This is a genomic window from Metabacillus indicus, assembly GCF_046603695.1.
In the GTDB taxonomy this organism is placed as follows: Bacteria; Bacillota; Bacilli; order Bacillales; family Bacillaceae; genus Bacillus_P; species Bacillus_P indicus.
The window spans coordinates 3526594-3539982 of record NZ_CP176757.1 but is presented as its reverse complement, the minus strand read 5'-3'; the positions used below and the strand labels follow the sequence as shown (position 1 = coordinate 3539982).

15 protein-coding genes and 3 riboswitches are annotated in these 13389 nt (G+C 46.0%); of the genes, 12 read left to right on the top strand and 3 right to left on the bottom strand.

Annotation, left to right across the window (positions count from 1 at the left end; translation table 11 throughout):
• The first annotated feature begins 281 nt into the window (after positions 1–281).
• A complete protein-coding gene (locus ACK1LH_RS18155; RefSeq protein ID WP_029284360.1) occupies positions 282–656 on the top strand; it encodes a YciI family protein in 375 nt (124 codons plus the stop codon).
• 105 nt (positions 657–761) lie between these two features.
• Here ACK1LH_RS18155 and ACK1LH_RS18150 read toward each other — a convergent pair whose 3' ends face one another.
• Both ACK1LH_RS18150 and ACK1LH_RS18145 read right to left on the bottom strand, forming a co-directional pair.
• Positions 762–1496 (bottom strand): AAA family ATPase, encoded by a 735-nt coding sequence (locus ACK1LH_RS18150; RefSeq protein WP_203288838.1) that lies wholly within the window; start codon positions 1494–1496, stop codon positions 762–764.
• Between the two features lie 29 nt (positions 1497–1525).
• On the bottom strand, positions 1526–2296 hold the full coding sequence (locus ACK1LH_RS18145; RefSeq protein ID WP_411333834.1) for an alpha/beta hydrolase: 771 nt from the start codon (positions 2294–2296) through the stop codon (positions 1526–1528).
• A 71-nt stretch (positions 2297–2367) separates the two neighbouring features.
• Positions 2368–2474: riboswitch (SAM riboswitch) on the bottom strand.
• A gap of 148 nt (positions 2475–2622) precedes the next feature.
• Between ACK1LH_RS18145 and ACK1LH_RS18140 the strand changes: the two genes are divergently transcribed.
• The 6 genes from ACK1LH_RS18140 to ACK1LH_RS18115 all read left to right on the top strand — a co-directional run bounded on the left by ACK1LH_RS18140 (position 2623) and on the right by ACK1LH_RS18115 (position 9093).
• The gene (locus tag ACK1LH_RS18140; protein WP_411333832.1) at positions 2623–3045 is read left to right on the top strand and encodes a DUF4395 domain-containing protein; all 423 of its coding nucleotides are present in this window, start codon (positions 2623–2625) and stop codon (positions 3043–3045) included.
• Positions 3046–3110: 65 nt separating this feature from the next.
• Positions 3111–3216, top strand: a riboswitch (SAM riboswitch).
• An 86-nt stretch (positions 3217–3302) separates the two neighbouring features.
• Positions 3303–3407, top strand: a riboswitch (SAM riboswitch).
• Between the two features lie 263 nt (positions 3408–3670).
• The gene (locus ACK1LH_RS18135) at positions 3671–4702 is read left to right on the top strand and encodes a methionine ABC transporter ATP-binding protein (protein WP_282035321.1); all 1032 of its coding nucleotides are present in this window, start codon (positions 3671–3673) and stop codon (positions 4700–4702) included.
• Complete coding sequence (locus tag ACK1LH_RS18130; protein ID WP_029566704.1) at positions 4692–5342, top strand: methionine ABC transporter permease; 651 nt, start codon at positions 4692–4694, stop codon at positions 5340–5342. Before ACK1LH_RS18135 ends, ACK1LH_RS18130 begins: the two co-directional genes overlap by 11 nt.
• Before the next feature lie 12 nt (positions 5343–5354).
• The gene (locus ACK1LH_RS18125) at positions 5355–6185 is read left to right on the top strand and encodes a MetQ/NlpA family ABC transporter substrate-binding protein (protein WP_029566703.1); all 831 of its coding nucleotides are present in this window, start codon (positions 5355–5357) and stop codon (positions 6183–6185) included.
• 19 nt (positions 6186–6204) lie between these two features.
• Positions 6205–7410 (top strand): M20 family metallopeptidase, encoded by a 1206-nt coding sequence (locus ACK1LH_RS18120; RefSeq protein ID WP_411333831.1) that lies wholly within the window; start codon positions 6205–6207, stop codon positions 7408–7410.
• 726 nt (positions 7411–8136) lie between these two features.
• Positions 8137–9093, top strand: a complete 957-nt coding sequence (locus ACK1LH_RS18115) for an alpha/beta fold hydrolase (protein WP_411333830.1) — start codon at positions 8137–8139, stop codon at positions 9091–9093.
• Positions 9094–9095: 2 nt separating this feature from the next.
• Here the strand turns inward: ACK1LH_RS18115 and ACK1LH_RS18110 are convergent, their stop codons facing one another.
• Entirely contained in the window at positions 9096–9941 is an 846-nt protein-coding gene (locus ACK1LH_RS18110; protein WP_411333828.1) for an SDR family oxidoreductase, read from the bottom strand.
• A 132-nt stretch (positions 9942–10073) separates the two neighbouring features.
• Here ACK1LH_RS18110 and ACK1LH_RS18105 point away from each other — a divergent pair, with 132 nt between their 5' ends.
• The 5 genes from ACK1LH_RS18105 to ACK1LH_RS18085 all read left to right on the top strand — a co-directional run bounded on the left by ACK1LH_RS18105 (position 10074) and on the right by ACK1LH_RS18085 (position 13386).
• The gene (locus ACK1LH_RS18105; protein WP_411333827.1) at positions 10074–10970 is read left to right on the top strand and encodes an aldo/keto reductase; all 897 of its coding nucleotides are present in this window, start codon (positions 10074–10076) and stop codon (positions 10968–10970) included.
• 110 nt (positions 10971–11080) lie between these two features.
• Positions 11081–11572 (top strand): RNA polymerase sigma factor, encoded by a 492-nt coding sequence (locus tag ACK1LH_RS18100; RefSeq protein WP_411333826.1) that lies wholly within the window; start codon positions 11081–11083, stop codon positions 11570–11572.
• On the top strand, positions 11562–12110 hold the full coding sequence (locus ACK1LH_RS18095) for a hypothetical protein (RefSeq protein WP_411333825.1): 549 nt from the start codon (positions 11562–11564) through the stop codon (positions 12108–12110). Before ACK1LH_RS18100 ends, ACK1LH_RS18095 begins: the two co-directional genes overlap by 11 nt.
• 91 nt (positions 12111–12201) lie before the next feature.
• A complete protein-coding gene (locus ACK1LH_RS18090) occupies positions 12202–12636 on the top strand; it encodes a MarR family winged helix-turn-helix transcriptional regulator (RefSeq protein WP_029284334.1) in 435 nt (144 codons plus the stop codon).
• Between the two features lie 90 nt (positions 12637–12726).
• Complete coding sequence (locus ACK1LH_RS18085; protein WP_411333824.1) at positions 12727–13386, top strand: SDR family NAD(P)-dependent oxidoreductase; 660 nt, start codon at positions 12727–12729, stop codon at positions 13384–13386.
• The last annotated feature ends 3 nt before the right edge of the window (positions 13387–13389 follow it).

The window sequence follows — 13389 nt, the reverse complement described above, 5'->3', positions numbered from 1 at the left end:
ATGAAAAGAGGGAAGTATGACCTAGGATTTTTTGTAACATCCAGAGATTTGTGCATGCTTAAGCAGCAACGGTTCTAACTCTTTCTTTGTCTGTGAAGGAGAAGCTGTTTTTTTTTCATTAGAGGAGAATGGAAGCTGAATATTGAAATGGTAGAGAAGGTTATAAAAAGTTTGATGTTTTGATAGCTTTAGGAGGTTTTCTTACACTTTCAGTCCAAGTCCATTTGTGGTCAACAGTTGTAGTTTTAGTTGGAAATTCGGGTGCTAAAGGAGAGAAAATCATGATATTTTTATGTATGGGCTATTTCAGCCCTGAAAAAATGAATGCACGGCCAAGAGAAGAAATTGAGGCGGTTATGAGTGAATGCCAGCCTGTTATTGAAAATTTTTATGAAAGCGGTAAGGTGCTTCTTGATGCAGGCCTTGAATCTGAAGTTAAGAGCCTGCGCCGCGTAAATGGACAGGTTCTTGTAACAGATGGTCCTTTTAAAGAAACGGAAGATCTGATCGGCAGTGTATTTGTTTTTGAAGCAGAAAGTATGGATGAAGCAATTAAAATGGCCTCTCTTCATCCAACGACGCAAATCAGCAAAGGGGAAGAATTCGGCTGGCGGATAGAAGTCCGTCCTGTTCATTTCTTTAAGAATGAAAAATGAGCTGCCTTGATAAAGTGTAACTGGTGAACAGAATGGAGCTCCCACAGCTGGAACTCCAAACGATTAAGAGAAAGGGAACTCCAATTTCCGTGGAGCTCCCTTTCTTTATTCCTCCTTAAATAGCTCCTCCAAAAACCGCTCCCGGTTTTCCAGAAAGTATTTCGTAATTTGATAGTGATCCGTATCTTCGTACGTCCTTTTTGTAATTTGTTCATCGTCAAAGCTCAGAATGTCAGCATCCGGAAAGCCAAGCAGGATAGGGGAATGAGTGGCAATAATGAACTGAGTGTCTCCGTTTTTCGTCAAATCGTGAAGGACGCGGAGGAGGGTCAGCTGCCTTGACGGGGACAGGGCTGCCTCCGGCTCATCAAGCAGATAAATGGCTTTGCTGCCGAAGCGGTTCAGGAAAAGGGACAAAAACGACTCGCCGTGGGACTGTTCGTGCAGTGATTTTCCTCCGTATGCACCGAAGACATCTCCTGATAAAGGGTCTTCACTGAGTTCTTCAAGATGGGAGGCAAATTGGTAAAAGGATTCTGCTCTGAGAAAGAATCCATTCTTTACTTTAGGCATCCACCCGAGCCGAATATAATCGCCAAGGTCAGACTGCGAGCTCCTCGGATTGTAGAGATGGTGGCTTCCGCCTGCAGTGTTAAAGCCGCACTGATAGGCAATGGCCTCCATCAGAGTCGATTTGCCCGAGCCGTTCTCACCGACAAAAAAAGTAACAGGGCTGGTCAGTCTCAGTTCATCCATACCGGAAATGGCAGGGATGGAAAAGGGATATTTTTTAGAAGAGGGGATATTCTCTTTCAGCAGTTTGATTGATTTTAAGAACATGTACATCACCTGCCTACAGTTTAGCAGATTCAGACAGACAATTTATACTCCCGGCTGCAGCAAAGTTCAATATAGGTGGCTGTTTTTTCTGCAATGACGTCCTTATCAAAATCCATTGAGGCCACATGATAGGAATTCGTGAGGCTGACCATCTGTTTGAAAGGAGATGAGATGGCATGGAAAAGAACATCTGAGCTTGAGGCCGGAACAACATGGTCTTCTTCTGATTTGAAAATCAGGGTCGGACAGGTTACTTCAGACAGCACGGGCTTCGTTGTTTTAATGAGCGTCAGCAGGTTGTGTACGGCTTTAATCGGAACGGCTTCATACGTAATTTCTTCTATATCGTCCGCTTTGATATCCGGTTTTCCTTCTGGAATAAAACGGGGTTCGATCTCGTGCTGAAAAACCTCATAGCCCGGAACACTGAGTGCAGCATTGATGGTGATCAGGCCGTCAATATCCTGGTGTCTGCAGGCAAGGTGAGCCGCTAAAATTCCGCCCATGGACTGTCCTGCAACAAAGATTCTGCGGCACACTTTTTTAAGCTTTTTATAAGCTTCTTCGATATTTTGAATCCAGTCTGTAAAGCAGCAGTCTTCAAAGTCTAGGGGAGTGGTTCCGTGGCCTTTCAGGCGCGGGGCATAAACGGTATATCCCTTTGCGGCCAACAGTTTTCCGAGCTCGCCAACACTTTGGGGAGTACCGGCAAATCCGTGGCACAGAAGAATGCCGATCTCATTTCCTTTATGAAAAAAACTTTCAGCTCCTGCAAGGACAGGCACATGTTTCTTCGTCATCATCATTTCCTCCCAATCAATTCTGAACTAAAAAACCCTCTCCTGCTTACAGCTGACAAGAGAGGGTTTTGTCTTTATCGGCCAAAGCATCGTGCTTTGCTGGTTGGAGCACCTTTCCGGCAAGCGGCGGCTGCTGTGAAGTCATGGAGCCAGATCTCTCGTTCACTCTTGATAGATTATATTTAATTCTTATTGGTTTAGTTGGTTTTAACGATCTTATCATGATGAAGAGATAACTGTCAATCACTTCCTGAAGCAATCCTCTTCACAAAATTGGTTCCCTGGAGTAAAATACTTATATTCCAATCAGACAGGTGGGTTTTAGTGTGAAAACCATTCCAAAACCTTTAGTATTAGTTAATCAATGGGTGATTGTGCTATCCGCTGCAGCATTCTTGATCAGCGGCATGGGCGCTTTTTTACTGGTGCCTCTTACGGCGGGAATTATGGGACTGCTGTTTAAAGTAAACCCGATTATGAAAGCTGCCGGCACCTTTTTGAAAAAAGAGCCTTCAGCCTATATACAGGAAGATTTTGATCAGCAGCAGTTTAATCAGGTGATAGCAGTGATCTGCCTGAGCCTTGGGTTTGCCGGATACATGCTTGACTGGACGGCGCTAGCCTATGCGGCGACTGCGATGGTTGCCATTGCTGCATTTGTCGCGATTCTCGGTTTTTGCATCGGCTGCTTTATCCGTTTTCAGTGGCAGCAGTATAAATACCGCAGACTTTCTAAACAGTCCAACTGATTTTTTAAAAAAGTGTTGACTTTCAGAAAATACCGGAGTAAAGTAAGACACATCGAAAATATAGCTTCTTATCACGAGAGGTGGAGGGATATGGCCCTTTGAAACCTCGGCAGCGGACTCATTATGAGAACTGTGCCAACTCCAGCAGGCGTGCAGCCTGAGAGATGAGAAGAGCGAACGGTCTTTTTTTGCAGATCCAGCCTCTTCCTGTCTTTCAGGGAGAGGTTTTTATTTTTGTTTAAAACTAAATCATGATTTTCTTATCCAGAGAAGCGGAGGGACTGGCCCCATGATGCTTCGGCAGCGGACTTTCGAAAAAGTACTGTGCCAATTCCAGCAGGCGATAGCCTGGGAGATGAGAAGAGAACCGGTGATTCGTAATGCCATGCCCTCTTCTTGTCGGATAGAAGAGGGTTTTTTGTTGTTAATGAAATTATAAAGAGTAAAAGTCTGTGGATAACATAACTAAGTTATCCTCGTCCAGCTCCAGCGCCTAGATCCTCTGTCAGAACAAATCCGTCAAAAAAGTCAAACCTGGACTTTTCCGTCGGATTCTTATCTGCCTATCGGATCTGACCAAGGCGCTTGCGCTTTTGTTCTTGCAAATAAATGGGAGGTTACATACATGATTGAATTTAAAGGTGTCACAAAGGTATACGGGAGCGGCGGCAATGAAGTGAAAGCTCTTGACGGCATTGATTTGGAAGTGAAAAAAGGGGAAATATGCGGAGTCATCGGTTTTAGCGGAGCCGGAAAAAGCACCCTGATCCGCACAGTGAATCTGCTCGAGCGTCCAACTGCAGGGCAGATCATCGTGGATGGTCTCGACTTAACGGCGCTTTCCAAAAAGGATGTGCGCGGAGTCAAACGGAAAATCGGCATGGTGTTTCAGCACTTTAATCTGCTTAATTCAAAGACAGTCTATGCAAATGTGGCGATGCCGCTGCTTCTCTCAAAGGCCTCGCCGAAAGTTATTAAGGAGCGGGTTGCTGAGCTGCTCTCGTTTGTAGGACTTGAGGACAAAGCGAATCAGTACCCTGATCAGTTATCAGGCGGCCAGAAACAGCGCGTCGGAATTGCAAGGGCACTTGCTACCCAGCCATCCATTCTTCTGTGCGATGAAGCTACCTCGGCACTTGATCCTCAGACGACAGCTTCGATTCTGAAGCTTTTGAAAAAAATCAACGAGGAATACAACATTACGATTCTCATGATCACGCATGAAATGTCAGTCATAAGAGAGGTTTGCGATACAGTAGCCGTGATCGAAGGCGGAAAAATCATAGAATCAGGTTCTGTGTTTGAGGTCTTCTCAAATCCAAAAACAAAAACCGCTTCAAACTTTGTCAGCTCTGTTCTGAATGATTCGATTCCTGAATCGGTTCTGAAACTTGTTCAGGAAGAAAACAGCCAGGGACAGATTTTCAAAATTAATTTTGTCGGAAAATCCTCAGGTCAGCCGCTGCTTTCGCAGATTGCGAAACGATTTGACCTCCATATCAACGTGCTGTTCGGCAACATCACGGAGCTTCAGGGGATTCCATTTGGACATTTAATCGTTGAACTTCAGGGAACGGAAAGTGAAATAAAAAGAGCGCTTCTGGTGATGAACCAGGAGAACGTATCAGTGAAAGAGGTGAATGCACATGCTAGTTGATTCTCAGCAAATAATCGATGCTTTAGTCGAAACACTCGCAATGACCGGTTTTTCCCTGCTTTTCTCCACGTTGATCGGCCTTCCGCTCGGCGTGCTGCTGGTCATCACCCGAAAGGGACATCTATGGGAAAACGCCATTATTTTTAACATCCTGAACGGGATTGTGAATCTTTTCCGCTCTGTGCCGTTCATCATTTTGATGGTGGCGATTGTTCCGCTGACGAGACTGATTGTCGGAACGTCGATCGGAACAGCTGCAGCTGTTGTGCCGCTTGTCTTTTACGCAGGACCCTATATTGCCAGATTAATAGAGAACTCGCTGCTTGAAGTGGACCCGGGAGTCATTGAAGCGGCAGAAGCAATGGGTGCAACGCCGACCCAGATCATCTTTAAGTTTATTGTTCCTGAAGCATTAAGCTCACTTGTTCTCAGTCTGACGATTGCGACAGTGGGACTTGTCGGTGCATCTGCGATGGCAGGGGCTGTCGGCGGAGGCGGACTTGGAGATCTCGCCATTACATACGGCTACCAGCGCTTTGACACGGTTGTCATGATCATTACAGTGGCCATTCTTGTTGTCCTTGTTCAGGGACTTCAGACTTCAGGAAACATTTTATCGAAAAAAATCAGAAGACGATAGGAGAGAACAATGATGAAAAAATGGATTATTTTAACACTGATTGCAGCACTCGCCGCTTTTGCTGCGGGATGCGGAAATAAAACAGCTAGCGGAAAAGAAGAGGTGGATGTGAAAATCGGCGTCAGCGGATCTGATAACCGCATCTGGGATTTTGTTGCCAAGAAGGCAGAAAAAGAAGGCATCAACATTGAGATTGTCAGATTTTCAGATTATGTACAGCCGAATCTTGCGCTTTCAGAAGGCGAGCTGGATGCCAATGCGTTTCAAACGATTTCTTACTTTAATGCCTTCAAAAAAGAACACAATCTTGACCTGACTCCTATTGGAACAACGGTCATCGCACCTCTTGGCCTCTACTCGGATAAATACAAATCTGTTGAAGACATTCCGGAAGGCGGAAAAATTGCAGTTCCGAATGAAGCGACAAACATGGGAAGAGCGTTCCTTCTTCTTCAGGCAGCCGGTTTAATTGAACTTCCTGAAGACTTTGACGGCAACGGATCTCTCGATAAAATCGTCAAAAATCCTAAAAACCTTGAAATCGTGCCTGTCGTCGCAGGCCAGACACCGCGTGTTCTTCCCGATGTAGCAGGTTCTATCATCAACAACGGAATTGCTGTTGATGCAGGATTTAACCCGATCAAGGATTCTATTTTCCATGAAGATGACACAGCCACACCCTATATCAACATCATCGCAACACGCACAGAAGACAAGGACCGCAAAGAACTGAAACGCATCGTTGAGCTTTACCAGGAGGAAGACACGGCTGAATTTATTGAAAAAGAATACGATGGAGCCACGATTCCGACGTTTGTCCCTCTAAGTGAAATTGGAGAATAATCATTGAGGAGGAAAGAGCATGAGCACAGCAGCTGTTACGCTTAAAGAGCAGATCATTGATGAAATCGAATCAAGAAAGGCAGAGTACCTGAAAATTAGCCATTCGATTCATGAAAATCCTGAAATCGGCAATGAGGAATACTTTGCTTCAAAGCTCCTTTCCGACTTGCTTGAGTCAGAAGGGTTTACAGTTGAACGCGGAGTCGCAGGACATGAGACGGCGTTTCTGGCCAGGAAGAAATCGCCGCTAAAAAACGGGGCATCTGTTGCTTTTCTGGCGGAATACGATGCGCTTCCGGGACTTGGCCATGCCTGCGGCCACAACATCATCGGCACCGCAAGCACTGCAGCAGCGATTGCCCTCGGCAGACAGATTGACGAAATTGGCGGAGAAGTAGTCGTTTTGGGAACACCAGCGGAAGAAGGCGGCCCGAACGGCAGTGCGAAAGGTAGCTTTGTCAAACACGGGCTGCTTGAAGGTATCGATGCCGCTCTGATGGTGCACCCATCGAACGCAACGAGAATAACGGGAAACTCCCTTGCAGTGGATCCGCTCGATTTTGAATTCATCGGGAAGCCGGCGCATGCTGCAGCTGCTCCTCATCAGGGAATCAATGCCCTGGATGCAGTGATTCAGCTTTTCAACAGCATCAATGCCCTCCGTCAGCATGTAACAGATGATGTGAAAATTCACGGAATCATCACGCACGGCGGCGATGCCCCGAACATAGTTCCGCACTATGCAAAAGCACGGTTCTACATCCGTGCGGCAACGAGAAAAAAATGCTCAGAGACAACAGAACGCATCAAAGCTGCAGCACAGGGAGCAGCCTTGGCGACAGGCGCTAAGCTGAATGTCATTGCTTTTCAAAATGAAGTCGATAACCTGGTGCTCAACCGGACGTTTGATTCCGTTTTTAAAAAACAGCTTGAAAGTCTCGGAGAAACAGTGGAAACGTCTGAACGCGAAGGCCTCGGCTCAACGGACGCCGGCAACATCAGCCACGTTGTTCCGACGATCCATCCGTATATCAAAATCGGACCCGATACCCTCGTCGGACATACAGACGAATTCAGGGAGGCAGCCAAATCAGAGCAGGGGGACGCAGCGCTTTTGCTCGGTGCAAAAGGCCTTGCCCTGACAGCGCTTGAGCTGCTGACAAACCCTGTGCTTCTGGATGAGATTAAGGAAGAATTCAGGCAGCGGAAGGAACTGGAGGGATAGGAAGAGACTTGAAGAAAATCATTCAGCCAAAGAAAAATCCGGACTGTAATTAGTCCGGATCTTTTAATGTATATAAAGGGTTCAACAGTTCACCCAGAATGCTGCCACTTTTCGAGTGATGAGACTCTCAAATGTGGCGCCATTCTGCGTAGTGGTGCCACTTTCCGAGTGAAGAGACTCTCAAATGCGGTGCCATTCTGCGTAGTGGTGCAACTTTCCGAGTGAAGAGACTCTCAAAAGTGGCGCCATTCTGCGTAGTGGTGCCACTTTTCGAGTGATGAGATTCTAATATGTGGCGCCATTCTGCACAGTGGTGCCACTTTTCGATTGATGAGATTCTCAAAAGTGGCGCCATTCTGCGTAGTGGTGCCACTTTCCGTGTGAAGAGACTCTCAAAAGTGGCGCCATTCTGCGTAGTGGTGCAACTTTTCGAGTGATGAGACTCTCAAAAGTGGCGCCATTCTGCGTAGTGGTGCAACTTTTCGAGTGATAAGACTCTCAAATGTGGTGCCATTCTGCGTAGTGGTGCAACTTTTCGAGTGAAGAGACTCTCAAAAGTGGCGCCATTCCCGAAAATGCTGCCACCTTTCAATTGATGGTTCCCCATTTTGTCGCAACTCTCCGCGATGCCAAATTTAAACAAAATATTCCCATAATCACACCTCTTTTTTAACATTTGTCCGCTAATCTATGTGAATACCTTTACTAAAGAAAGCGGGACAAACCATGAAAACAAATTGGAAAAAAATCATCCGAACTCTTTTTCTGCTTATCGGAGCTGTCATTTTGCTGAGCTTCATCCTTCATCAAGGGATCACACTCTATGAGCAGAAGAAATACCAGGCTCCGGGGCAGCTTGTCGAAATAGACGGCAGGAGCATGCACGTTTACACAAAGGGTGAAGGGGAACATACGATTTTGCTGTTAAGCGGACTCGGAACGGCTGCGCCAGTTCTTGATTTTGAACCGCTGGTAAATGAACTTTCAAAGAACCACAAGGTCGTGGTCGCTGAACCATTCGGATATGGATGGAGTGATGGGACAAAGCAAGCGCGCACTGTGGAAAATATGGTGGAAGAGGTGCGGACGGCGCTGAAGAAAGCCGGCATCAAAGGTCCGTATGTTTTGATGCCGCATTCCGTCTCAGGGGTCTACAGCATGTATTATGCCAATGCCTATCCAGATGAAATTGAAGCTATTATCGGAATAGATCCAACCCTGCCAAAGGCTTTTGAGTATTTTAACGAAAAGGCTCCGTCGGTTCCTTCGTTCGTTCGTGCTGCCTCTGTTCTTGGTGCTGCCAGGTGGGCGGCTGTATTCACACCTGAAGACTTTCTTCCCATTACAGGGGAAGGAACGTATTCAGAGGAGAATCTGAATATGACCAAACGAATTGCCGCATGGAAAAGTTACAATAAAAACGTCATAGATGAAGCGAATGAACTGAACAGGAATGCGGAAAAAACAGAAGTTATGACGTTCCCGCCGCATGTTCCCGTCATGATTTTTCAAGCGATGGACAAGGACCAAAAAGAGAAGGACGAAAAGATCAAAGCATTTTATGGAGATCAAATGAGTCCTGCGGAGGAACATAAACTTGTTTCACTTACAGGTCATCATTATCTCCACTGGACAAAGTCAGCGGAAATAAGCGAGTATACGACAGAGTTTCTAAAAAAGTAAGGTTACAATTCGGTCTTTTTTCCAAGCAGCTTGCCAATAAGTATGGATTCCCACATGCGCCAGGGAAGAATCCGTTTTAAGAACAGAGATATCCGGACGCCTTTTCCAGCCGGATATCTGAGCTTGGTCAATGAATCTTTTGAACACAGCTTAACAATCAGTTCAGCGACATCAGCCGAGTCCCCGAGCTTATCTTTCCCCTGCTCAAGTTCGTTTTCGATGGCATTCATATACACAAGATACGGTGAATCTTCTATGGAAGATACTTTTCTTCCCGTTGTCCAGATGTTCGTAGAAAAGGAGCCCGGTTCAATCAGGGCGACATCAATGCCGAAGGGCTTGACTTCCAGTCTGAGGCTCTCGCTGTATCCTTCAAGCGCATGCTTTGATGCTGCATACGGCGAGATGCCCGGAAAGCCGATCAATCCGCTGATGCTGCTCATGTTGATGATTTTTCCGCTCCGCTGTTTGCGCATATACGGAAGAACAGCCTGGGTAACAGCAATGACACCGAAGAAATTCGTCTCGAACTGGCATTTATAGTCGATCACCGTTACTTCCTCTCCAAATCCGCCAAAGGCAAATCCGGCGTTGTTGATCAGAATGTCGATTCTGCCGGTCTCTTTCAAATACTCCTTTAAGCCATCAATCGATTCCGGGGACGTGACGTCAAGCTCGAGGACCGTCACTCTTTCTTTGTGTTCTCCAAGCATCCTGAAAAGGTCCGTTTGTTTCTCCGTATTTCTCATAGAAGCGATGACGCGGTATCCTTCCGCAGCAAGTCTGCAGGCAGCGAGCATCCCAAAGCCGCTTGATGCACCTGTAATGAGCACCGTTTTATCATTCATATGGCATTTCCCCCGTGTAGGCATGTCTTTTCTCCATTATATATGGCGTTAGCAACGAAGGGTTATCTTTCGTATTATTGTCCGAATTGTTATAAAATTTACGGGAGATCCATTTTAGGGAGGATGAGGAAAATGGAAAGACGCGCGTTTGGAAAAACAGATATGATGGTCAGTGTACTTGGTTTTGGAGCAGCGGAAATCGGGTTTTCAAATGCTTCTGAAGAAACGGTGGACCGCCTTCTCGGAACGGCGCTTGATGCCGGATTAAACGTCATCGATACCGCAGAATGCTACAACACAAGTGAAGAGCTGATCGGCAAAACGATGTCTCACCGCAGAGATGATTTTTATCTTTTCACAAAGTGCGGCCACACCTCAGGCCTTGACGGCGAAGACTGGAATCCGACCATGCTTGAAGAATCCATCGACCGAAGCTTAAAAAGGCTCAAAACAGACTATGTTGATACCATCCATCTGCACAGCTGCTCTGAGGATATCCTCAGACAGGGAGATGTCATTGATGTTCTAAAGCGTGCGAAGGAGAAGGGGAAAACCCGCTATATCGGCTACAGCGGAGATCACACGGACGCCTTGTATGCGATAAAAACCGGCGCTTTCGATACCTTTGAAACATCCGTCAGCATCGCCGATCAGGAAGCTGTTGATCTCACAATTCCGGAGGCAGTAAAAAGAGGAATGGGCATCATTGCAAAACGCCCGATAGCAAACGTTGCCTGGAACTACAGCGAAAAACCTGAAAACGGCTATTATCAGGAGTATTGGGAAAGGTTCCACGAGCTGGACTATCCGTTTCTAAAAGGGGAATTGCCTGAGGCAGTAGAAAAAGCACTCCGTTTTACACTTACGGTTCCGGGTGTTCACACAGCCATTGTCGGAACGGCGAAACCTGACAGGTGGATCCAGAATGCGAAGCTTGCGGCTAAAGGCAATCTTTCAGAAAAAGAATATAATCAAATAAGAGACCTATATAACCGTGCTGCCAAAAAGGAATGGGCCGGACAAGTATAAGAGGGAGGAAAATTCAGTCTGAAAAGGGACTGAATTTTTTTCGTTTCAGTGAGAGAATGGGAGAAAGAAAACGTCTAATGGGGCAAAGAGGGCAAAATGAGGTGAATGGGATGGACGGACAGGAACTGGAGAGGATGTTCAGCGAATACGGTGACGATGTGCATCACTTTCTTGTCTATTATAAAGGTACGCATGATGTCGAAGATGAGGTTCAGGAAGTGTTTTTAAAAGCATTCAAAAGCAGGTTCCGGGACGAGAGCCATCCGAAAACCTGGCTGATCAGCATCGCAAGAAGACTTGTGATCGACCAGTGGAGGAGAAAAAAATTTCTTGGCTGGATGCCCGGCGTGCGGAATGTGAAAACGCCGGATGAGATCCTGCTTGAACATGAGGAGCTGAGTGAAGCGTACAAAGCGATTTCAGAGCTGAAGGGAGAATACCGTGATGTGATTTTGCTCAGAATTGTTTCTGAGCTTTCGGTAGAAGAAACAGCACATGTTCTCGGATGGTCAAGGGACAAAGTAAGCCGGACGTATTACCGGGCCCTGCAGAAATTAAAGCAAAACCCACGGTTGGAAAGAGGTGCTGAGCTTGAATTATGAGAACATGAAATTCCCTAGAAAAAATATGTCCCCTTCACAAAAACAATTCATTCGTGAACTCTTGCAGAGAAGGCAGGCTCCTATTACACTCATGCACCGATTTTTTCAGATAGCTGCTGCCGCTGTTCTGCTCCTTGGCATTGGTGTTTTCTCTGTCTATCTTGCAAATGAATCCGGCAGGAGCGGCGAGCAAACGTACGCAATTGATCTGCCGCAGGGAATGGACATTTTAAAAAGGGAGAAGGGTCTTGAATTCAAGCTGGGCGAGCGCACAGTCGGAGGTGCTGTTCCTAGTTCGACTAAGGAAAAACAAAGTCTTGAATCCAGTCCTGGAATTTTTGAGATAAAGGAGATCACGGACCTGGCCTATCCTGCTGAACGATTGCTTCAGCACGTAAAGACGATGACCGCCGTGCAGACCTATCATTATTTTCTTGAACTTGAAGACGGGACGCTTGTGCGTGTTTACTTCCATACTCCTTATGTAACAGAAGAGCAGGCAGAGGAAGCAATGAAGACGTTTCGGGCAGGGGACTGATTGACGCTCTCCCTGCTCTGAATGACTTACTTGACATTGCATTTAGAAAAATGTTAATTTGTATATGCAAATGAAAAAAGGAATGATGCAGATGAACGAAGAAGAACAAGTACTCATGCACTGCTTGTATTTTACAGCGAGCAGGTTTGCTCGAAACATGACAAAGCTTGCTGAACAAGTTTTTGATGCGGGTGACCTTGCACCATCTTACTTGTACTTAATCATGACCGTTAAATTCCATCCCGGAATTACTCAAAAGGAGCTGTGCAAAAAGCTTTCCATTGCGCCTTCCACAAGCACCAGATTTATTGATAAGCTTGAGAAGCAGGGGCTTGTAAACCGGAAAGTAAGCGGCAAGCAGTCTTTCATTTCACTTACGAGTGAGGGAGATAAAATTTATACACAGTTCCGGGCATCTCTGAAGGATCTGTTTCAGGAATACTCGGCTGTTCTAGGAAAAGAATTCAGCCTGGAATTAAGCAAGTCACTGCATGAGGCGAGCAATAAACTAGAGAAAAGAACGTAAATTTTTTTTGGTATTCATTTGCATGTACAACTATATTTTTTTGCTTATTCATTTGCATATACAAATATAAAGTGCAAAGGAGATAGAAATATGAATGAAAATGTCCTGCTTGTGGTTGGAGCCGGCAAAGGAATCAGTTTGAGCACGGCTCTTGCATTTGGGAGAAAAGGATTTAGGGTGGCGATGATCGCACGCCGAAAAGAAGCTTTGGCGGATTATCAAAGAGAACTGGAAGCTCATGGAATAGAGGCTAGAGGATTCAAGGCAGATATCGCATCCGAATCTCAACTTAAGTCCGCCATTTCAGATGTTATCCATGCTTTTGGCAAGGTGGATGTTCTCTTGTACAATGCGGCTGCAGGAATGCCGGGAAAACCGACGGCCCTTGACAGCGGAGATTTGATTGCCGATTTCAAAGTCAGCGTGTCTGGAGCTCTTGCAAGCACGAAAGAAGTTCTTCCATATATGAACAAAGGGGCTATTCTTCTGACTGGCGGTGGGCTTGCTCTCCATCCTTACGCAGATCTCGCGTCTTTATCCATAGGAAAAGCTGGGATCCGCAGTCTGGCCAAAAGCCTTCATGATGAACTGAAGCCGGAAGGAATTTATGCAGGTACTTTGACGATAAAAGGCTTTGTAGAATCCGGCACCTACTATGATTCAGAAAAAATTGCCGATGCTTTTTACAGTATGTATCAAAACCGAACAGAAGCAGAGGTTATTTACGAAGAAACGACCGGCGGAAACTAAATA